Below are 18717 nucleotides of genomic sequence, written 5' to 3'. Positions count from 1 at the left end.
CATTCTAATAAGGCTATAATTAATTTTAATTATCTAAAATACCTTATGGATAATTAAAATTTAATTCTGGAAGACTGCTTAATACCCATCTCAAGCAGTCATGCCATCAAAAAAATCTAATATAGCGAAAAAATCCTTAAGCTTTATTGCACGTCAAATGAATAATGTGCTTAACGACGACCTTATTCCACTTTGATTGTCTTTAGCTATTTAATGGCGACCTTAACTAAATTACTGACCTCTTAAGGTCAGCTGATAAAACCGCCATTCATCTTCTAAGGTTTTTCTTAAACTGTGTTCAGGCATCCATTTTAAAAGCTCTTTCGCTTTATCAGAAGAGCTACCCAACTGATCAAACTCAACATTCGGATAATAATGGCTTTCAATAGTCTTAATCGGGGTTTGGGTGACTTCTGAAATTTTGTCCAATAACTGCTTTATAGACACCAGTTCGCCTGCAATATTAAATGCCTCACAGCTATGCTCTTGCGTACTTAACCAATTCAGCGCCAAAGACACCGCCTTACAGCAGTCCAGTACATGCAGAAAACTTCGCTCTGCAGTTTTATCGGTTGTATTGGCCTGTTGCCGCAATTCAATAAATTCACGCTGCATCGCGCCAACTTGCATGGCCAAAGGAACTATATTTTTGGGCAAAGGCGCAATAAACTCGCCTAAAACACCATGCTCAAAAGCCCCTGCAATATTGGATAAGCGTAGAATCGCAATTTTCCACTCATTGTCGGTCAGCGCTGTATCGCGGATAATTTCTTCCACCATTTGCTGTGACTTTACGTAGGGATTCGGATAAGCATAATTAAACGGCATATCTTCCATTAGCGCTGTGGATGACTTTCCATAAACAGCCAAACTGGATAAATGCACCAATGTGCGCACACCTGTACGCTGCATCGCCCGCATAAGGCTCATGATGCAGCTGACATTATCATTGTAGTATTCAAGCGGTTTTAATACAGATTCTTCTAATGATTTAAACCCGGCAGTGTGCACTACCGCGCTGATTGAGTATTGTTCAAAAACTTTATTTAAAGCCGGAGTATTGCGGATATCAATTTTGACGAATGGCACATACATGCCGGAAATATATTCTAAGCGCTCTAAAATCTGTAAGTTTGCATTAGATAAATTGTCGACAATAATGACTTCTTGTCCTTGCGCTAAAAGACTTAAAGCAATGTGCGAGCCTATAAAGCCTAATCCACCAGTCACTAAAATCATTGTATACTACCTTTTTCTTATGAAGTCAGGGCAAGTCAACTGCTGTTGCAAAATCCCGCAGTGAATTTCTAATGAGCACTTTATTATTGATTACCTCCTCGCCGGCCTCTATCCATGCATGGCATGCTTTGGGTCTAGCCCAAGCATTGCAGAGCAAGGAAGAAGATTTCCGGGTGTTCTTCTACCAAGACGGTGTTGCTGTAGCCAATGCTTTGCAATGGGTGCCGGATGACCAGCGTAAACTGACTGCAGAGTGGCAAAAACTTGCGCTTCGTTTACCGGTTTGCGTAAGCGCAGCATTGGCGCGCGGAATAACGGATCAGGAAAATGCTCAGCGCCATAATATTCAGCAGTATAATCTTGCTGAAGGCTTTGAGTTAATCGGGCTAGGTGAGCTGGCTGATGCCGTCCAATCCTCACAGCGTTTGATTCAATTCTAAGAGTTAAATTTTCTAAAATTTGCAGCATTTAAAAGGTTTATTGTGTGAAAACTGTACTCGTCATATTAACTCAGCCAAACATGGCCAGCCTGCAAGTGCATGAAAGTCTGGCGGCAACAATGGTGCTTGCGACATTTGGCTGCGAAGTAAAGGTGCTGCTGCAAGATGGTGCCTTGAGTCTGCTGGCGTCTGAGCTAGAGTTTAACCAGCTTAAGCATGCATTCAAAATTGCATCCAACATGGTTGACAGCTTTGAATTTTACGACCTGACACCGGTACTGATAGAAGAACAGCACAAGGACAGCGCTTTTGTAAAAAATTCAGCACAAGAAATCGAATTTATTCATTTGAATGCAGAACTCATACAGCAATTTGATCACGTACTGTACTGGTAAGGAGGGAGAAAAATGTCACAAGAATCAATTTCAGAGCACACCTTATATCTGATTCAGGCCAGCTATGCTTCCGCCCCGCTTGCGCTGTCTAAATTGCAGCAGCTTTATACAGACGGTGACCAAGTCGTTCTCATGGGTGAATCAGTCATGCATACTGCGCATGACAGCATTCAAGCCTTAGAAAAATGCTTTGTGCTGGAAAATGAACAGCCGCTGTTGAATCCGCTACAGAAAAACATTCAGCTGATTGATTATGCAGCATTTGCAGAGCTGTGCCTGCAATTTACCCGCAGTATTTCCCTCAAATAAATAATTGGTTTTTTAGAAATGAATTTAGAGCTTGACCAAGATGGTCATTTAGTCGATTACACCATTTGGAATGAAAATGTCGCACAAGAGCTGGCCAAAACACTAGAGCTGGAGCTCACGGCTTGGCATTTAGAAATTCTGCAGGCTGTTCGCCAATTTTATCAGCAATTCGGGCACTCTCCTGCAACCCGCCCGCTAATTAAGTTCCTGATGAAAACGGTCAGTCCTGAAATCAACAATGCCATTTTACAGGAACGGTTCAATACGGGTTTGGTCGCGCGCCATCTCAGCCGTTTAGCCGGTGTGCCAAAACCCGCTAATTGCCTATAAGCTCAAGGGCTGAATAGTCTTGCGCTTTCAGGTTAAGCGCGTTTTTGCTGATTTAAAATATTGTAATAAGTCTGAGTAAAGATGGGCTTAACCTGTCTAGCATGTACTTCCTCACCGCATTCAGAACAGACTAAAACAGGCTGAAAGGGTTTGTCACAAGACTTATGCACATACTGAATAGGCGCTCCCTGCCCTTCATCCATCCATTTATCGGCCCATTTCGACATCGATAATAAAATAGGATACAGCTCCAGCCCTTTTACGGTTAACCGATATTCAAAACGTTCCTGACGGTCAAAATAAGGCGTTTTGGCCAAAATACCATGCTCAACCAAGCGCTTTAACCGTTCTGACAGCACATGGCGCGTTACACCTAAATTCTGCTGAAAATCGTCAAAACGGCGCATGCCCATAAAAGAATTTCTTAGAATCAGCATCGTCCAGCGGTCACCTAAAATTGATAACGTGCGCGCAATTGAACATGGCTGATGACCTATTTCTTCCCATTTCATCTTGATTAACCGGCAGCAAAATTCATAGGGTTCAAATTAATGCAATATTGGCATTTTGAAAAGCATAACTTTTTGAAACTTTTCAGCCTCCACTATTTTAAAACCGGATTTCATCTAAATGCTGCTCGATGATTTCCAGCCAAGCCCGCGTTGCTGGACTCATCGCCACTGTCGTGTTCCATGCCATGCTTAAAGTCCAATTCAAGTTTGGATTTTCCAGCAAGCTGACATTGTATTTCTGCTTATCCAGTTGATCGCAGTAAATCTTGGGCAATAAAGCAATACCCATATTAGACTCCACCATTTTGACGATGAAATCCCATTGGCTGCTCTTGCACACCACTTTCGGTTCAAAACCAACATAATTGCTGGCCTGAATAATCATGTTATTTAAAGTGAACGTATCTGCATATAGCATAAAGGATTCTTCTTTCAGCTCGATTAAAGAAACCTGTTCACGGCCATGCCACTGAGACTGCTTGTGCGACAGCATGCACAGCGGCGAATTCATAATCTGAATTCCACTCAAAAAGGGCTTTAAATGGCCCAGAATAATTCCAACATCAATTCTTTTTTCTAAGATGGCATCTTCAATGCCTGCAGCGCCAACCTCAAAAAAACTCAATTCAATGTTTGGATATTTACGGTGGAATTGAGCAATTAAAGTGCTCAGTAAAACAGAACTGAGCGGCGGCAGGCCCAGTGTCAATTTACCCTGCTTTAACGCCCGCACTTGATTCACTGTGTCTGCAATGCGCAGCTGTTCATTTAAAATAACCAAAGCATGCTGATAAATTTTTTCACCAATATTGGTCATGACCGCCTCACGCTTGCGTCCGGCGCCGCCTTTATGAAACAGCGGAACACCAATTTCATCTTCCAGCTGACGGATCATTTTACTTACAGTGGGCTGTGTAACACAGAGTTCTTCTGCTGCTGCGCTAAAGCTTTGCTTCTGTACAATGGTGACAAAAACATTTAATGATTTAATATCCACCTGCATTATTCCAAATAAGCATAATCTTATTTTTATTATTCATAATTATCTAGATCAGTCAATTTTACAATAGCGTTAATCCTATTGATTTAGTCAGTTATGTTTAATTTAAAGCAATACCCGAAAATCACGCATCTTGTAAAAACTTTGGCACAACTGGGCCTGCTGATTTTAATTTGGTGGGCGGGCGCTTTGATTCAAAAAGGCTTTAATCTGCCGATTTCTGCCGGGGTTATTGGCTTGCTGCTGCTGACTGCGGCTTTGCTGAGCGGTATTTTTAAACTGGAATGGATTAAGCAGGGCTCAGATCTCATTTTAGCGGAGCTGGTGCTCTTTTTTGTTCCTATTGTGGTTGGGCTCATTAAATACAAAACGCTATTTTTAACGCAAGGCTGGCAATTAATTGTTGCTGTGGTTCTGGGAACAATCTGTGTAATGGTGTGCACTGCATATTGCGTATTTTTAGGGTTTAAGCTTGAGGCGAAACTTAAGCATAACACCAAACTGAAAGCATCGTCTGAACACAATCTTATGCAAGGCAAATAAAATGAACTTCTTTCATATGAATACTATGCCTTTCATCTGCTTGGCTTTAACGCTGGCAGGCTATGTTCTGGTCAAAAAACTGCACCGTAAATATTCGTACATGCTGCTGTCCCCTGCCTTATTTGCGCCATTTCTATTGATCATATTCTTGCTGGTTTTTCATGTCTCTTATGATACATACATGCAAGAAAATCAATGGATTGTGTGGCTGCTTGGCCCCGCAACTGTTGCTTTTGCCATTCCTATTTATGAGTATCGCCAAGTTATAAAAAATCATTTGCTTTCCATCAGCTTAGGGATCGTCATTGGCATGCTGTCCGGCATTGTCAGCGCATTTTATCTTGCTAGGTTATTCAGTTTTAATCAGGAAACAACATACAGCTTAATGGCGCGGTCTATCTCTACCCCCTTTGCAATGGAACTAACCTCTCATTTAGGCGGTTCTGTCGAGCTAGTAATCTTATTCACCATGATTACCGGTATTGCAGGTGTTGCCTTTGCCGACCTTGTACTGGCAGGATTAAAGCTGCATTCTAAATTTGCGCAAGGGTCTGCATTAGGAAATTCAGCGCATGGTTTTGGCACCAGTAAAGCATTTATGCGCCATAAAGAAGAAGGTGTAGCCGCCTGTTTAAGCATGGTGCTGGCAGGCGTATTTATGGTGCTATTGGGACCCAGCCTGATTCATGCAACTGTATGGCTTTTGGGTTAAAGGATTCAAAAAATCATCTGTATCAGGCCATATAAATATTATTTTTAAATGATATATGGCCGCGTTAGAATTGCTTTATCAATATTCAATGTAAACGGACAATTGATCTTTATACTCGCCGGCGGGCAGTAGCGGCGATATTCTGTCTGCTACACGCACAGTCACCACATAGCGGTTTTTAGTATGATCAGGCTGTGCAGCGGCAGTATTCCAGTTTAATTTTCCATACTGAGTTTCAACTGCTTGCTGTGTGCAAATGGAATGATTGAGATATTTCAGCATACCGTTATTGCCGCTGCCGCTATTCATTTCATATTATTAAAACGGATCATGTAAGGCTGGTCACACTGCATGGTAAATTCAGTATTTGTATTATCTCTATAGGAAAGTTATGTGAATAATTAATCAATTGACATAGAGAATACTCATAGCAGGAAATAATCGACCAAGATGATTTGCATTACTATTTCTCATTTTAGAACTGAATTATAAAAAAGACGCCTTCATTTAAACAGCAATATAAAAACTGCCTAAAATAAAGGTTAATAAACCGATGCATTCCGTAATTTCAATGCTTGCCCCAATGGTATCGCCAGTAATGCCGCCGATACGCTGAATAAATTTACGGCGCAGGTAAAGCAATGTTATCAATATGCTCAGACTGGCGGCCAATCCTAGCCATGCAAAATACCCTGAGGCTGCGATTACTGCGGCAAATAATGCCCACGACGCTGTGCGCGGAATAAAATCAGCAATGGAGTTGCCCAAGCCTTTTTCACGCACATACTCTGTTGTAAGAAACAGGTATATCGGCGCCAATCGTCCTAAAATTGGAAACAGAATTAACGCGCTATACAGCTGTTTTTGCAGCAGCAGATAAATAGCCGACCACTTTAATACACAGATAATAATTAAACTCAGCACGCCAATTGGACCGCATGCAGGATCTTTCATAATCGTCAGTGTACGTTCGGCATCGCCAAAACCGCCGACCCATGCATCAGCGGTATCAGCCAAACCGTCCAGATGAAGACCGCCTGTCAGCCAAATCCAAGCCACTAAAACGATGCTGGACAAAAGAATGGCCGGTATAGCCTGCAATATCAAAGCCACTGCAAAAAGAATCAGCCCAATCATCAAACCAACCAGCGGGTAAAACAGCAAGGACTGCCCATTCTGCTGCTTGCTGGGCATGCTTTTCAGATGAACTGGAAATGTGGTCAAAAACTGCAAGGCTATCCAGAAAGGTGTCATGATTGATTTTCCACTAAGCGAAAAGTGTCTGCATCATCTAATTCAAAATGGCTTAATTGGCCTAATTCTGCTGTCATTTTCAGCAGATCATCCAAGGGATGCTGCAGCGCTTTGCATTTCAGCAATTTAATCACTCCGCCATGCGTGACAACCAGCGCGCGCTGATAGTTGCGGCTTTGCAGAATTTCAAACATCTGCCCAAGCCCTGACATGACCCGTTTTTCAAAATCTTGAATATTTTCAGCATTTGGCGGGCTGAACTGAGTTGGCTGAAGCCAAAACTGTTCCAGCGCTTTCGGTTCAGTTTCATAAATGTGCTGTACTGCTGCGGCTTCCCAATCGCCAAAGTGCATTTCTTGCAAACTGGGCAGCACCTTCAATTCCAGCCCCAGCCGTTGGGCAGTTTGTGCCGCAAACTGATGGCAGCGCTGCAGCGGAGAACTGAAAATCACATCCCAAGCCATTTCAGCATTTAAAGATTGCTCCAATGTCTGCTGCATCTGCTGCCAGCCTTCAGCCGTCAGAGCATCATCCGTTGATCCTCGCAGCGTATGGCTCAACTCGGTTTTTCCGTGACGAAGCAGATCAATCTGAAGCATCTGATTTTCTCAATCCTGCCAAAATAATGTTTGATCTATCCTAAACTTTTTCACCGATGACCGCGGCCTCGGCAAAAGTCGCCATGTTATTGTGCAGACTGCAGGCCAGCTTAATGATGCCCAATGATGCGCCTGCACCGCTGCCTTCGCCCAAACGCAAATTCAGCTTCAGCAGCGGCTGAGCCTGAAGTTCATCCAGCAAGCGCCGGTGCCCATATTCAGCTGATTGATGTCCGAACAGCATCCAGTCACGAACTTCTGGATTCAACCGAACAGCAATTAACGCCGATACTGTGGAAATAAAACCATCCACCACTATTGGCAAGCCAATTTGCGCGCATCGGATATAAGCCCCTGCCATAGCGGCAATTTCCAAACCGCCGACTGCGCATAAGGCTTTAAAGGCATCTTGAGCAACGTAATTTTTATGCAGCGCCAGCGCCTGATCAATAACCTGCTTTTTATGCGCCAGCTGCTCTGCACGAATTCCGGTACCGACGCCTGTCAGCTGCTCCGCGGGTTCATTTAATAAAAAACAGGCGACGGCAGACGCTGAACAGGTGTTGCCAATCCCCATTTCACCGGCAATATAAATCGAAGCGTTCTGTGCCAACGCTTTTTCAGCACTTTGGCGGCCTAAATTCATTGCCTCTAAGCACTGCGCTTCAGTCATGGCAAGCTGTTTCGCAAAATTGGCTGTGCCCGGCATAATGCAATGACGCTCTACTCCAGCGTATTCATATGCTTCCCCGACTGAACCGCAATCAATCACTTGCAGCTGGGCATTATATTCTTTGGCAATGACGCTGATGCAGGCGCCGCCAGATGCAAAATTCTGCAGCATTTGGCGGGTCACCGCCTGCGGATAAGCGGAGATATTTTCTTCCATCACCCCATGATCGCCCGCAAAAACAGTAATCCACGGCAGCTTAATTTCAGGCTTGACTTGATTTTGTAAAGCGGCCAGCTGTACAGCAGTACGCTCCAATTCTGACAATGAGCCTGTCGGTTTAGTGAGTTGAAGCTGACGCGCCTCAGCCTGCTGTTTCGCTTCTTCACTTGGCGCTTTACACGCATTCAACCACCAGTTCATGCTTTATCTCCTTTCAAAATCATGGGAAAACCCGCGACACAAAATATAACTTTGTCGGCAATTTGCCCCAATTGCTGATGCAGACGCCCGCTTTCATCAACAAATTTACGGCTGATTTGCCCCATAGGCACAACACCTAAGCCTGTTTCATTACTGACCAAAATGATCTCAGATTTTAGTTTGGGCAAAATCTGCAGCAACTTTGTGCATTCGTTGTCTTGCAGCCCCGCCACATCCTGCATAAGCATGTTGCTCATCCACAAAGTCAGGCAGTCAATCAATATGACTTGTCCGGCCTGATCTATCTGCTGCAAGCGCTCAGCCAAATACAAAGGTTCTTCTGCCAAGCTCCATTCCTTAGGACGCTGTGCCTGATGATGCTCAATCCGCTGATGCATTTCATCATCCCAAGCCTGTGCTGTGGCAATATAAATGACTGGCAAGCCCGATAAAATTGCTGTCTGTTCGGCTAAGCGGCTCTTCCCTGAACGGGCCCCACCTAAAATGAGCTGAATCATAAACCACCCAATTCAAATTGCTGATACGCTGTAAGCGGCCCTTGCAGCTGCTGCGCGGCATAGGTGCCAAAAGTCACCTGCTGCACTTCAAACTCAAAACTCTGCTGCTGAATTTGCTGCATGCGTAAGAAAATTTCATTGCTGTTCAAAGCATGGCCATACAGGCCAATTGTAATATGCGGGCAGTAACTCAGCGGCGCAATTTCATCTGAACATTGATACAGCTGCTGCCGAATACAGTTTAGATTTTGTGCGGGATCTTCTATTTCAATGAAGAGTGCGCTTTCAAAGCTATTCAGCTTGCCTGTCTTCAGTTTAAATGGCGGTAGATTCAAAGCCTGCAATTGACTGCATTGCGCTGCTAATTTTTGCTTCGGAAAATCATCATCATGTTCAATACTTTCCGCAAGAAAACCGCAGATGAATAAAGTAATGTGAAATTGGCGGGTATTGGGCTGAAATAACTGATCGGAAAATGCGGCCCGCAGCTGATCCAAATAAGTCAGCAGCGCTGGAGAATGGACTTCTAAATACCATAAAGAAAATGCATTGCGGCCTTTGTGCCACTCAGGATAGTCATGAGCGCACGTTGGAACCACAGGCATTGAAGGCAAAAGAAACACGGACAATTCACATTTAAATTACTGGGCTTATTTAAACATGATTCTTAAAATTTATAACGGCTTCTTTCTTTATCAATATTCATATTAAGATGAATTTCATTCACTTTTAATTCTATTGGCTCATTTTCCACTGTCCTACACGGCATAATTGCGCCATTTAGCCATTTCCATTGGCAAGACTGGAGACCGTAAAATTTTTATTGTGATTCGATATTTTCATCACACATTCTACGACATGGCAATAAAACAGAAAAAGCAGCCTGAGCCGCCTTTGATCAATACACTACACTCACCATAGAATGATTGTTTATCATGCGCATAGATCAGGTATTAACATTCCTCACTATAGGCAATACTGAAGATGCTATCTTCTGCTTCTCATCATAATAATTGCAGAGTTCAGCCCATCATTCATCAATCACATCTGCAAAAGCAGCGCCAAGCACCTTGGCTAAATCTTGCGGCTTTAAGCCAATATCCAATCCGCGCTTGCCGCCGCTCACATAGATTTTATCCATACTTTCTGCCGATGCATCAATCACCGTTTTCAAACGCTTCTTCTGCCCGACTGGACTGATCCCGCCAACTAAATAACCCGTTAAACGCTCTGCATCCTTAGGATCGGCCATTTTTAATTTTTTACAGCCAAATGCTGCCGCTACTTTTTTTAAGCTCAGCTGATGATGAACGGGCAATACGGCGACAAAGTAATTTTTTTCATCAGTCACCATCAGTGTCTTAAAGACTTCTGCGACCTGCAGCCCAAGTTTTTCTGCGGCTTCTAGACCAAAGCTTTTTGCATCTGGGTCATGGTCATATTCATGAATCGAAAATTCAATTTTTTGTGATTTTAAAAGTTTGCAAGCAGGTGTCATTTCATCATCAGCATTTACACAGCAATGTGTTGATTATATGTCTTTTACATATAAATTTGCAGGGCTTGAACAATGTTAACATCAGCCTTGGCAAATTTAGCTTGTTTTAAAATTGAAATGCTCTAACTTAGAAAATATTAAAAAGTAGTTCACTGCAAAATGACAACAGCTGCACAAAACTTAATTCAGATGCTGACGCCTGAACAGAAAAGCCATGAATATTTTTTAGGACAAAGCCAGCCTATTTTGGGAACGCGCATATTTGGCGGCCAATTACTGGCGCAAAGCATTATGGCAGCAGCGCCTTCAACATCTAAAACGCTGCACAGCCTGCATGCCTATTTCCTGTGTGCAGGCTGTGCTTCCGTACCGGTTCTATATAAAACAGAAATATTAAGAGACAGCTTTAGTTTTTGTACGGTTCAAGTCAACGCCCTGCAATTTGGCAAACGGATTTTTACAGCCATGCTGTCTTATATGAAAACTGAGGATGGATTGAATTACCAAAGCCCTCAACCGGTATATCCGCCAGCAGAACAGCTGCAGACCGAACAATGGCATAAGCAGCAGATTCAGAACAGCCTTCCATTCGAACACCGTGAGGCGTTCATGCAGACGTTTAATATTGAATCCCGTCCCGTGACTTTTAGTCATCCATTTCAACCCAAGCAGGAAGAATCTGTCTATACAGAATATCTCAAAACTTTTGAACCTTTATCAGAAAATATAGAGTCTGGCTCAAATCTGCATTCTTGCGCCTTACATCAAGCCATTGCGGCGTATTACTCAGATTACAACTTATATACCGCTGCATTTAATCTGCATGGCCTCAGCTATGCCTCAAATAAAATCATTCATGCCAGTTTAGATCATGCCATATATTTCCATAGGCCCTTTCGAGCCGATGAGTCGATGCTGTATGAAATGAAAACCGCCATCACTGCACATGCCCGCGGTTTAAGTTATGGCCAAATGTGGCAAAACGGCTACTTAGTCTGCAGCACCCAGCAAGAAAACTTAATGCGTCAAATATGAATGCATTAGGCTTACGTTCAAACTAAGCCCCCATTAAGCCAAACTTTCTTAAAATCCGTTCACGGCGTTTTGGAGAAATATTAGCTTTCATCAAATCCCCCTCATAATGATCATACACACGCTTATCCATCATTTTAAACCACAGTGATGGAATCAGGGCTGGAATCAGCATCGTTGCATAGCCGCTCGGCAGCTCCGGCGCTTCATCAAAATGACGCAGCGCCTGAAAAGGCCGTGTCGGATATGCATGATGATCGGAGTGGCGCTGCAGCTGATACAGGAACAAATTGGTCACCACATTGTTATTGTTCCAGCTGTGTTCCGGCATCGTTCGCGCATAGCTGCCGTCAGCTTTTTGTTCACGCTTTAAGCCATAATGTTCAATATAATTAATTATTTCAAATAAGCTGATGCCATAAAGCGCTTGGGCCGCCAAATACGGCGCCGCTTTCTTGCCAAACAATGACAGCATTCCGCCATGGAATCCGGCACTCATCGCCCAGCCATGAAACAACTCGTTCTCTTTGCTCCAAAATGACAGGCCTTTGCGTTTAAGCCGCTGTTTTTCTATTTGGATGGCAGATTTAACCCCGCCAAAAACGGTCCGTGGCCAAAACTCATAAAAAGTTTCACCCATTTTAGAAGATGCCGGGTCTTCCGGCGTTGCTGCGCGTTTATGGTGCCCATATGGGTGCTCTATGCGGAAATGGTTATAAGCCAAGGGCATTAAAGTCGCATGTGACCAATAATGATCTTTTTTATTCGGACGATGGCAAAGTTCATGGGCCGTATTGACCCCTATGCCATTAATAGCCCCCATAGAGATGCCTAGAAAAATTTGATCTATAAACGAGACATCTTTACGGGTAACCACATATCCAGCAAAAATATTGGCCGCCATCTGCAGCGGAATAAATACTTTTACAATACGGTCATAATACGGGTCTTGCACCAACACTTTGATTTCTTCATCGGTCGGGTTGTTGTCATCTGCGCCCACCAGAGCATCAATGCTAGGAATAATGACATGCAGCAGCAATGGGCCGCCTAAGGCAAAAACCTTTTTTGTCATTTTAGGTCCAAAGTGATAACCCGCCAGAATTCCCATGCCAATTACCGGCAAGCCAGGGCTTAACAGCCAGCCATAGCGTTTTTTATCAATAGCGGTACCCGTCAGCAGCTTAGCCTGTTCTTGATTCGGCGGTTCAGTGTGGATCGTTACTGGTGCATTCATTTGCAGGACTTCCCTATTTCTTTATTCTATGTTTATATTTGAAGAAATTCAGGCGTATGAACAGTTGCAAGCGTCCAAAAAAACTATGCCAAAGTCTTTGGCATGAATTGATAGAAACTGACCTCTCAGCATCATTTTTTAATGTGAAGAGATATTTACCCTGCCAAAATGAAATAAATTAAGAACGATAAAATATGGATGCTTTAAGTAAAATTTTTGATGATATTCACCTGAACCGCTCTGAATATATCTACTTAAAAGCGAAAAACAACTGGGCTTTTCAGTATCATGAACACGGCGCAATGATTGCCTACGTCGTGATGCAAGGCCAAGCACTGCTGCATATCAATAGAGAACGGATTCAGCTGGAATCCGGTGATTTGATCTTAGTGCCTTCAGGACAAAATCATTGCTGTACGGCATCTGCCTCCCCTGTATTTCAAAATGCATTGGACATTCAGCCGCTGTTTGATGAAAAGCATCAAAAAACCATTGATTTAGAATCTGATCAATATCCGCAGCACGAGGCTTGCATGATTTTAGCCATTCGCGGGCATGTAGACAGCATTATGGCTAAACCGCTGTTTAATGCTTTACCGGATTTTTTGCATATTCAGCACATTATGAGCAGCACCGCTCCCGAATGGCTGCAGATTGGCCTGCAGTTCCTAGCCGTAGAAGTGAATCAGATCCGTCCCGGCCGGGACAAAATATTAGACCATCTGGTCAGTATTTTATTTATTGAATGTGTCCGCGATTATATTGCGCAGCTCAAAGACTCCAAGAACTGGCTGAATGCCCTAACCCATGCAGAACTTTCCAATGCGCTGGCTGCAATTCATGGCCAGCCGGAACAGCCATGGACTGTGGAAGGATTGGCAGAACAATGCTGCATGTCCCGTTCAAAGTTCGCCAATCTGTTTACCCAAATTATAGGAGAGCCGCCGCTGGCTTATTTACAGCAGCACCGCCTGCGTTTAGCTTCACAGCATCTACGTTCAAGCCAGCTGTCCATTCAGCAGATTGCCCATCGTGTCGGCTATTCTTCCGAAACAGCCTTCAGCCAAAGCTTTAAGCGCAGCTACGGATTAACTCCTAGTCAATACCGTCTGCAATATCAACAAACCGCCTAAAGAACCAGCTCAACCTAAAAACTGTCATTACGGTTTTTCTAAAAGGTTTAAAATGGCCTGCACAGGATCTTCACTATTGCCCGAAAGCAATCGCTTATGCATTGTAATGTGCTGCATTGCCTGAATCTGCGCAGTTTCAATATTCATCAATTTTTCAATTTCTGCGGCCAATTTTTCAGGTACGGCATCTTTTTGAATGAGTTCCTGAATGACTTTTTTACCCGCAATAATATTCGGCAAAGAATAATAAGGAATCTTAACTAAGAATTTCACCACGTGATAAGTCAGCCAATTCAACTGATAAAACGTCACCATAGGACGGTGCAGCAGCATAGCTTCTAAAGTTGCCGTACCTGACGCCAGCGCCACAATATTTGAAGCATCCATCACTTGACGACCAATTTTTGATTCGGCATCTGTATTTTCCAGCAATTGCACTTTCGCTTTTAATTCAGCCGGATAGTTTTTCAGCAATGCTTCTATCTGCTGTTTTCGCGCATCATTAATTGCCGGAATTAAATAGATATAGTCCGGATGCTTCTGCATCAGAATTTGAGCAGCATCCAGCACTAAAGGCCCAAGACGCTCAATTTCACCGCGCCGGCTGCCGGGCAATAAAGCAATGTGTTTTTGCACTGGATTCAGTCCCAATTCCATTTTGGCATCAGCAATTGGGTTGGCCAAAGGCAGCTGACTGGCCAATGGATGCCCGACAAAGGCTGCAGGCACATCCCATTTTTTATAAAAGGTCTTTTCAAAAGGAAATAAGCACAGCACCAAATCAATACTGGCCTTTATGCCATGCACCCGGCCTTGGCGCCATGCCCACACAGAAGGGCTGACATATTGTACCGTTTTAATCGGAAGCTGTTTTCGTTTCAGGCTTTTAGACAAGCGCAGATTAAAATCCGGCGCATCAATGCCAATAAATACATCAACAGGTTTCTTGGCCCAAGTCTCAACCAACCCATCACGCACAGCGAATAGTTTTTTAATATCTTTTAATACTTCCACAATGCCCATGACCGACAGAATATCCATCGGATAATAGCTTTTAAAGCCTTCCGCAATCATCTGCGGGCCGCCAATACCTTCAAATTCTGCATCAATGCCTTGCTCACGAAAACGGCGAATCAGCTTGGCGCCCAAGGTATCTCCTGAGACTTCTCCCACCACGATTCCAATTTTAAGTTTCCGATTTTGCAAGTTTTTATCCTCATCAATCTGGCATATTTTAAAGTACGCGCATTTTAGCATAGTCCCGCATTTTATGGCTGTACCGCAGAAGTCAGACTATAAAAGCGCAAGAGATTGTTTATGCCGCTATAAAGATATTTTGATCAGTCAAAATATAATTTAAAAGCATCCTTAGCAGATCTTTAAATCACCTGCTGGCGATGCCAAATATTCTACAAACAAAATGGAAAAACCGTTATAGCCGCCTGTTCATCTCTTAAGGATGCTCAGTCTCTCTAATCTCATGCGGCCACACATCTTCTCATTACAGATAGCGCTAGCAATTCATCGGTATGAACATCATGCTTTTCTCAATCTTTATCATTTTTTAGAATAAGCAAATCACTAATCAAGACAACAGCTTATATTTAAAAGTCATAAGATATGCACGTTTTTTGATATTCGGCATATATCCATGTTTGGTCCTCTTGAATTTATTATGGCTGGTGTTTTGGTTGGTTTCTGCGTCGGCATTACCGGCGTCGGCGGCGGTTCACTGATGACACCCATTTTGATCAGCCTGTTTAGGATTGAACCTCACATTGCCATTGGTACCGACCTTCTATATGCAGCTATTTCAAAGTTTTGCGGTTCGCTGGTGCATGCCAAAAAATTAAACATTGTCTGGCCCATTGTTATTTGGCTTGCAATAGGCAGTATTCCTGCATCATTCGCCACACATTGGGTTCTGGAAAACTACCTAAGCCAATCCAGCAGCTATAAAGCGGTTCTCACCACAGTACTGGGCTTTATGCTGACACTGACAGGCCTTTCTATTATGTTCCGCGGGTATATTGAACGATTCTTCAATAAATTCCGCAAGGCTGATGTGCTGGATGACATGACGGAAGATTTAGAGCATGTCGATTTTAAAGCGAAAAATAAACGCCTCTATATTGTTATCATGGGCATTATTTTAGGTATATTTGTGACCTTGTCATCTGTAGGCGCCGGCGCATTCGGCATTATGGCGCTGGTGCTGATGTTCCCTAACCTGCCGATGATCCGCATTATTGGTTCAGATGTGGTGCACGCTGTTATGCTGACATTCGTGGCTGGTATGGGCCATATGACCTCAGGCAATGTCGATTTTCATTTGCTCGGCTGGCTGCTGTGCGGTTCAATTCCCGCCATTGTCGTCGGCACGCTCATCAGCTCACGCTTGCCGGAAAAAATGATCCGTAAAATTTTAGGCATTACGCTCTTTGCGCTGGGTGTTAATTTCATACTGCATCCCGTCAAATCTAAACCTGCGGCTAAACCAGAAACAGCGATGATCATTCAAAGTAATGCCGAAAGCCTGCAGAAAAGTACGAATATTTAAATTGTCTTTATGATTCATCACTTTTTTTTAACCGACTTATTGATCTTTTTTATAACAATGCAGTACAGCATTCATGTTATATTCAGTTCATGAAACAACCTTTTTTGTATGAACAACCAGTGACGGCAATGAATACACAACAGTCAAACCCAATTACTCAATCAGATATCGATGACGTGAATGTAAAAAGCATTCAGCCTCTTGTAACGCCAGCGGAACTCAAAAAAGAAGTACCTTTGACTGAAACTGCTTATCAGACCGTTTTGAAAGGCCGCGAAACCGTCCGCAATATTTTGGATGGCAATGACAAGCGCTTATTCATTGTCATCGGCCCTTGCTCTATTCACGATACTGTCGCGGCGCATGAATATGCAGACCGCCTGAAAGTATTAAGCGAAAAAATTAAAGATACAATTTATGTGGTTATGCGGGTTTATTTTGAAAAACCGCGTACAACCGTGGGCTGGAAAGGCCTGATCAATGATCCGGATATGAATGACTCTTTCAATATTGAAAAAGGCCTTCGTATTGGACGTCAATTGTTGCGTGAATTGAATGAAAAAGGCTTGCCTTGCGCAACCGAAGCGCTCGATCCTAACTCACCGCAGTATTATCAGGATTTAATTTCTTGGTCTGCTATTGGCGCGCGTACAACAGAAAGCCAAACGCACCGTGAAATGTCATCTGGCCTATCTTCGCCTGTAGGCTTTAAAAATGGCACAGATGGCGGTTTAACCGTGGCGACCAATGCTATGCAGTCTGTGAAGCATGGCCATAGTTTCCTTGGCCTAAATGACCAAGGCCAGGTTTCAGTCATTCATACCAGCGGCAACCCTTATGCGCATGTCGTATTGCGTGGCGGCAACGGCAAGCCCAACTATGATGCAGGCTCTGTAGCAGAAGCGGAAGCCGCTTTAGCCAAAGCCAAAGTCAGCGGTAAAATCATGATTGATGCCAGCCATGCCAACTCAAATAAAGACCCGTACTTACAGCCGCTGGTTTTAAAAAATATCACAGAGCAAATTCTTGATGGCAACAAATCCATTGTTGGCCTGATGGTTGAAAGCCATCTGAAAGGCGGCCGTCAAGACATCCCTGCGGATTTAAACGCCTTAGAATACGGCAAGTCAGTTACTGATGGCTGTATTGATTGGGAAACTACTGAGAAAGCCTTGCTGGAAATGCATGAAGCGCTCAAAGATGTATTGCCAAAGCGTTAATCGTTAGCGCGAAGAACTGTAAAACGCCATCGTCAAGATGGCGTTTTTACTTTATAGTGATTGTATGACTTGATAGCAAAAATAACTGTATGAATGATATTGAAAATGGCTTATGCCAGATCGAAAACTTCCAGTTTATTCATGAACATTTGTTTAGTTCTGGACAGCCGTCTGCAGAACAGCTGAAGCTGATCAAAGAATACGGCGTAACTACCGTGATTAATTTGGCGCTGACAGATGCATCGCCTCGGCAGGAGCATGAGGACCGCATTTGTTTAGAATTGGGCCTCAATTACATCCAAGTGCCAATTCTGTGGGATACGCCGTCTGATGATCAGTGCCTGCTGGTGCTGGATATGATTGACCATCTTGTGCAAGAGCAAATGGTGTGGGTGCACTGCGCGAAAAACTTCCGCGCCAGCAGCCTGATGTACCTATACCGGCAGTATTTTATGAATATGGATATGCCGGCAGCGCAAGAGCTTCTGCATAAAGTTTGGGAACCGAATGAAACTTGGACGGGTTTAATTCATGCAGTTTCACTGCAGCTGCAGGGCCGTAAATCAACACAAGAACTGCAGCAATCACTGATTCATCCCAATCACTTTGTGTGAGCGACCAGAACGGTTGCCATCGACAAAATTCCTTCCTGACGGCCAGTGAAACCTAACTGTTCAGTGGTCGTTGCTTTTACGCTGATTTGCGTGATATCAACATTCAGCACATCTGCAATGCTTTGACGCATTTCCAAATTATGTTTTGCCAATTTAGGCCGTTCACAAGCCACCGTAATATCTGCATTCGACAACACATAGCCGCGGTCTAAAATCAGCTGATAAACATGTTTCAATAAAACTTTACTGTCCGCACCTTTGAAATTCGGGTCTGTGTCTGGAAAATGCTGTCCAATGTCCCCCAGCGCCAATGCCCCCAGCAACGCATCACTCAATGCATGCAAAACAACATCACCATCTGAATGCGCTTTTAAGCCATGCGTATGCGGAATTTTTACGCCTGCGAGAGTTACATGCTCACCATCTTCAAAAGCATGTACATCAAGTCCCTGACCGATTCTAATTTGTGCAGCCATCGT

Annotated in this window: 24 protein-coding genes; 11 read left to right on the top strand and 13 right to left on the bottom strand. The window is 43.5% G+C overall.

Translation table 11 applies throughout. The features are described from left to right. Positions 1-231: 231 nt before the first annotated feature. Positions 232-1239, bottom strand: coding sequence for an SDR family NAD(P)-dependent oxidoreductase (locus tag AZH43_RS03100; RefSeq protein WP_067666495.1), 1008 nt, complete (start codon positions 1237-1239; stop codon positions 232-234). Positions 1240-1310: 71 nt separating this feature from the next. Between AZH43_RS03100 and tusD the strand changes: the two genes are divergently transcribed. The 4 genes from tusD to AZH43_RS03080 are packed head-to-tail and all read left to right on the top strand — an operon-like array spanning position 1311 to position 2713. Then, positions 1311-1679, top strand: a complete 369-nt coding sequence (gene tusD, locus AZH43_RS03095; RefSeq protein ID WP_067666493.1) for a sulfurtransferase complex subunit TusD — start codon at positions 1311-1313, stop codon at positions 1677-1679. A 44-nt stretch (positions 1680-1723) separates the two neighbouring features. Continuing rightward, a complete protein-coding gene (locus AZH43_RS03090) occupies positions 1724-2074 on the top strand; it encodes a hypothetical protein (RefSeq protein WP_067666491.1) in 351 nt (116 codons plus the stop codon). 12 nt (positions 2075-2086) lie between these two features. Further along, positions 2087-2383, top strand: coding sequence for a hypothetical protein (locus AZH43_RS03085; RefSeq protein ID WP_067666489.1), 297 nt, complete (start codon positions 2087-2089; stop codon positions 2381-2383). An 18-nt stretch (positions 2384-2401) separates the two neighbouring features. Continuing rightward, positions 2402-2713, top strand: a complete 312-nt coding sequence (locus tag AZH43_RS03080; RefSeq protein WP_067666487.1) for a TusE/DsrC/DsvC family sulfur relay protein — start codon at positions 2402-2404, stop codon at positions 2711-2713. 32 nt (positions 2714-2745) lie between these two features. Here AZH43_RS03080 and AZH43_RS03075 read toward each other — a convergent pair whose 3' ends face one another. Next, the gene (locus tag AZH43_RS03075; RefSeq protein WP_067666485.1) at positions 2746-3225 is read right to left on the bottom strand and encodes a winged helix-turn-helix transcriptional regulator; all 480 of its coding nucleotides are present in this window, start codon (positions 3223-3225) and stop codon (positions 2746-2748) included. Positions 3226-3322: 97 nt separating this feature from the next. Beyond that, the gene (locus AZH43_RS03070; protein ID WP_067666680.1) at positions 3323-4222 is read right to left on the bottom strand and encodes a LysR family transcriptional regulator; all 900 of its coding nucleotides are present in this window, start codon (positions 4220-4222) and stop codon (positions 3323-3325) included. Positions 4223-4321: 99 nt separating this feature from the next. On the opposite strand from AZH43_RS03070, the gene AZH43_RS03065 reads away from it, so the two are divergent. Together AZH43_RS03065 and AZH43_RS03060 are read left to right on the top strand one after the other, a co-directional pair. Further along, positions 4322-4768, top strand: a complete 447-nt coding sequence (locus AZH43_RS03065; RefSeq protein WP_067666483.1) for a CidA/LrgA family protein — start codon at positions 4322-4324, stop codon at positions 4766-4768. A 16-nt stretch (positions 4769-4784) separates the two neighbouring features. Further along, positions 4785-5480 carry an LrgB family protein gene (locus AZH43_RS03060; RefSeq protein ID WP_067666678.1) on the top strand — a complete coding sequence of 232 codons (696 nt, stop codon included), beginning with the start codon at positions 4785-4787 and terminating at the stop codon, positions 5478-5480. A gap of 78 nt (positions 5481-5558) precedes the next feature. Here the strand turns inward: AZH43_RS03060 and AZH43_RS03055 are convergent, their stop codons facing one another. The 7 genes from AZH43_RS03055 to ybaK all read right to left on the bottom strand — a co-directional run bounded on the left by AZH43_RS03055 (position 5559) and on the right by ybaK (position 10442). After that, on the bottom strand, positions 5559-5789 hold the full coding sequence (locus tag AZH43_RS03055) for a hypothetical protein (protein WP_067666481.1): 231 nt from the start codon (positions 5787-5789) through the stop codon (positions 5559-5561). A gap of 198 nt (positions 5790-5987) precedes the next feature. Beyond that, entirely contained in the window at positions 5988-6734 is a 747-nt protein-coding gene (locus tag AZH43_RS03050) for an adenosylcobinamide-GDP ribazoletransferase (protein ID WP_067666479.1), read from the bottom strand. Then, complete coding sequence (locus AZH43_RS03045; RefSeq protein WP_067666477.1) at positions 6731-7333, bottom strand: histidine phosphatase family protein; 603 nt, start codon at positions 7331-7333, stop codon at positions 6731-6733. Before AZH43_RS03045 ends, AZH43_RS03050 begins: the two co-directional genes overlap by 4 nt. Before the next feature lie 40 nt (positions 7334-7373). Further along, the gene (gene cobT, locus AZH43_RS03040) at positions 7374-8426 is read right to left on the bottom strand and encodes a nicotinate-nucleotide--dimethylbenzimidazole phosphoribosyltransferase (protein WP_067666474.1); all 1053 of its coding nucleotides are present in this window, start codon (positions 8424-8426) and stop codon (positions 7374-7376) included. After that, positions 8423-8944, bottom strand: a complete 522-nt coding sequence (gene cobU, locus AZH43_RS03035) for a bifunctional adenosylcobinamide kinase/adenosylcobinamide-phosphate guanylyltransferase (RefSeq protein ID WP_067666472.1) — start codon at positions 8942-8944, stop codon at positions 8423-8425. The genes cobT and cobU overlap by 4 nt, the downstream gene beginning before the upstream one ends. After that, entirely contained in the window at positions 8941-9567 is a 627-nt protein-coding gene (locus AZH43_RS03030) for a 2'-5' RNA ligase family protein (RefSeq protein ID WP_406564604.1), read from the bottom strand. Before AZH43_RS03030 ends, cobU begins: the two co-directional genes overlap by 4 nt. A gap of 407 nt (positions 9568-9974) precedes the next feature. Beyond that, positions 9975-10442: a Cys-tRNA(Pro) deacylase gene (gene ybaK, locus AZH43_RS03025; RefSeq protein ID WP_067666468.1), complete on the bottom strand. Its 468-nt coding sequence runs from the start codon at positions 10440-10442 to the stop codon at positions 9975-9977. 159 nt (positions 10443-10601) lie between these two features. Between ybaK and AZH43_RS03020 the strand changes: the two genes are divergently transcribed. Then, positions 10602-11477 carry an acyl-CoA thioesterase gene (locus AZH43_RS03020; RefSeq protein ID WP_067666466.1) on the top strand — a complete coding sequence of 292 codons (876 nt, stop codon included), beginning with the start codon at positions 10602-10604 and terminating at the stop codon, positions 11475-11477. Positions 11478-11499: 22 nt separating this feature from the next. On the opposite strand, the gene AZH43_RS03015 is transcribed toward AZH43_RS03020, so the two are convergent. Continuing rightward, complete coding sequence (locus AZH43_RS03015; protein ID WP_067666464.1) at positions 11500-12711, bottom strand: alkane 1-monooxygenase; 1212 nt, start codon at positions 12709-12711, stop codon at positions 11500-11502. 194 nt (positions 12712-12905) lie between these two features. Between AZH43_RS03015 and AZH43_RS03010 the strand changes: the two genes are divergently transcribed. Next, positions 12906-13844 carry an AraC family transcriptional regulator gene (locus tag AZH43_RS03010; RefSeq protein WP_067666462.1) on the top strand — a complete coding sequence of 313 codons (939 nt, stop codon included), beginning with the start codon at positions 12906-12908 and terminating at the stop codon, positions 13842-13844. Between the two features lie 27 nt (positions 13845-13871). On the opposite strand, the gene lpxB is transcribed toward AZH43_RS03010, so the two are convergent. Next, on the bottom strand, positions 13872-15050 hold the full coding sequence (gene lpxB / locus AZH43_RS03005) for a lipid-A-disaccharide synthase (protein WP_067666676.1): 1179 nt from the start codon (positions 15048-15050) through the stop codon (positions 13872-13874). Between the two features lie 445 nt (positions 15051-15495). Here lpxB and AZH43_RS03000 point away from each other — a divergent pair, with 445 nt between their 5' ends. From AZH43_RS03000 to AZH43_RS02990, 3 genes are all read left to right on the top strand, one after another. Further along, complete coding sequence (locus AZH43_RS03000; protein WP_067666460.1) at positions 15496-16404, top strand: sulfite exporter TauE/SafE family protein; 909 nt, start codon at positions 15496-15498, stop codon at positions 16402-16404. 128 nt (positions 16405-16532) lie between these two features. Next, positions 16533-17624 carry a 3-deoxy-7-phosphoheptulonate synthase gene (locus AZH43_RS02995; protein WP_067666674.1) on the top strand — a complete coding sequence of 364 codons (1092 nt, stop codon included), beginning with the start codon at positions 16533-16535 and terminating at the stop codon, positions 17622-17624. An 89-nt stretch (positions 17625-17713) separates the two neighbouring features. Next, entirely contained in the window at positions 17714-18238 is a 525-nt protein-coding gene (locus AZH43_RS02990) for a protein tyrosine phosphatase family protein (RefSeq protein ID WP_067666458.1), read from the top strand. On the opposite strand, the gene ispF is transcribed toward AZH43_RS02990, so the two are convergent. Beyond that, positions 18226-18714, bottom strand: coding sequence for a 2-C-methyl-D-erythritol 2,4-cyclodiphosphate synthase (gene ispF / locus AZH43_RS02985; RefSeq protein WP_067666456.1), 489 nt, complete (start codon positions 18712-18714; stop codon positions 18226-18228). The two genes, AZH43_RS02990 and ispF, sit on opposite strands and share 13 nt — an antisense overlap. Positions 18715-18717: the final 3 nt, after the last annotated feature.

Source organism: Acinetobacter pragensis, assembly GCF_001605895.1.
GTDB classification, from domain to species: Bacteria; Pseudomonadota; Gammaproteobacteria; order Pseudomonadales; family Moraxellaceae; genus Acinetobacter; species Acinetobacter pragensis.
Note: the sequence above shows the minus strand (reverse complement) of the source record. Positions and strands in the feature narration are given on the sequence as shown.

Excerpts from the sequence above, each read along its gene's own strand:
- AZH43_RS03100 (WP_067666495.1), bottom strand. The coding sequence starts at position 1,239 with ATGATTTTAGTGACTGGTGGATTAGGCTTTATAGGCTCGCACATTGCT.
- tusD (WP_067666493.1), top strand. The coding sequence starts at position 1,311 with ATGAGCACTTTATTATTGATTACCTCCTCGCCGGCCTCTATCCATGCA.
- AZH43_RS03085 (WP_067666489.1), top strand. The coding sequence starts at position 2,087 with ATGTCACAAGAATCAATTTCAGAGCACACCTTATATCTGATTCAGGCC.
- AZH43_RS03080 (WP_067666487.1), top strand. The coding sequence starts at position 2,402 with ATGAATTTAGAGCTTGACCAAGATGGTCATTTAGTCGATTACACCATT.
- AZH43_RS03075 (WP_067666485.1), bottom strand. The coding sequence starts at position 3,225 with ATGAAATGGGAAGAAATAGGTCATCAGCCATGTTCAATTGCGCGCACG.
- AZH43_RS03065 (WP_067666483.1), top strand. The coding sequence starts at position 4,322 with ATGTTTAATTTAAAGCAATACCCGAAAATCACGCATCTTGTAAAAACT.
- AZH43_RS03060 (WP_067666678.1), top strand. The coding sequence starts at position 4,785 with ATGAATACTATGCCTTTCATCTGCTTGGCTTTAACGCTGGCAGGCTAT.
- AZH43_RS03055 (WP_067666481.1), bottom strand. The coding sequence starts at position 5,789 with ATGAATAGCGGCAGCGGCAATAACGGTATGCTGAAATATCTCAATCAT.
- AZH43_RS03050 (WP_067666479.1), bottom strand. The coding sequence starts at position 6,734 with ATGACACCTTTCTGGATAGCCTTGCAGTTTTTGACCACATTTCCAGTT.
- AZH43_RS03045 (WP_067666477.1), bottom strand. The coding sequence starts at position 7,333 with ATGCTTCAGATTGATCTGCTTCGTCACGGAAAAACCGAGTTGAGCCAT.
- cobT (WP_067666474.1), bottom strand. The coding sequence starts at position 8,426 with ATGAACTGGTGGTTGAATGCGTGTAAAGCGCCAAGTGAAGAAGCGAAA.
- cobU (WP_067666472.1), bottom strand. The coding sequence starts at position 8,944 with ATGATTCAGCTCATTTTAGGTGGGGCCCGTTCAGGGAAGAGCCGCTTA.
- ybaK (WP_067666468.1), bottom strand. The coding sequence starts at position 10,442 with ATGACACCTGCTTGCAAACTTTTAAAATCACAAAAAATTGAATTTTCG.
- AZH43_RS03020 (WP_067666466.1), top strand. The coding sequence starts at position 10,602 with ATGACAACAGCTGCACAAAACTTAATTCAGATGCTGACGCCTGAACAG.
- AZH43_RS03015 (WP_067666464.1), bottom strand. The coding sequence starts at position 12,711 with ATGAATGCACCAGTAACGATCCACACTGAACCGCCGAATCAAGAACAG.
- AZH43_RS03010 (WP_067666462.1), top strand. The coding sequence starts at position 12,906 with ATGGATGCTTTAAGTAAAATTTTTGATGATATTCACCTGAACCGCTCT.
- AZH43_RS03000 (WP_067666460.1), top strand. The coding sequence starts at position 15,496 with ATGTTTGGTCCTCTTGAATTTATTATGGCTGGTGTTTTGGTTGGTTTC.
- AZH43_RS02995 (WP_067666674.1), top strand. The coding sequence starts at position 16,533 with ATGAATACACAACAGTCAAACCCAATTACTCAATCAGATATCGATGAC.
- AZH43_RS02990 (WP_067666458.1), top strand. The coding sequence starts at position 17,714 with ATGAATGATATTGAAAATGGCTTATGCCAGATCGAAAACTTCCAGTTT.
- ispF (WP_067666456.1), bottom strand. The coding sequence starts at position 18,714 with ATGGCTGCACAAATTAGAATCGGTCAGGGACTTGATGTACATGCTTTT.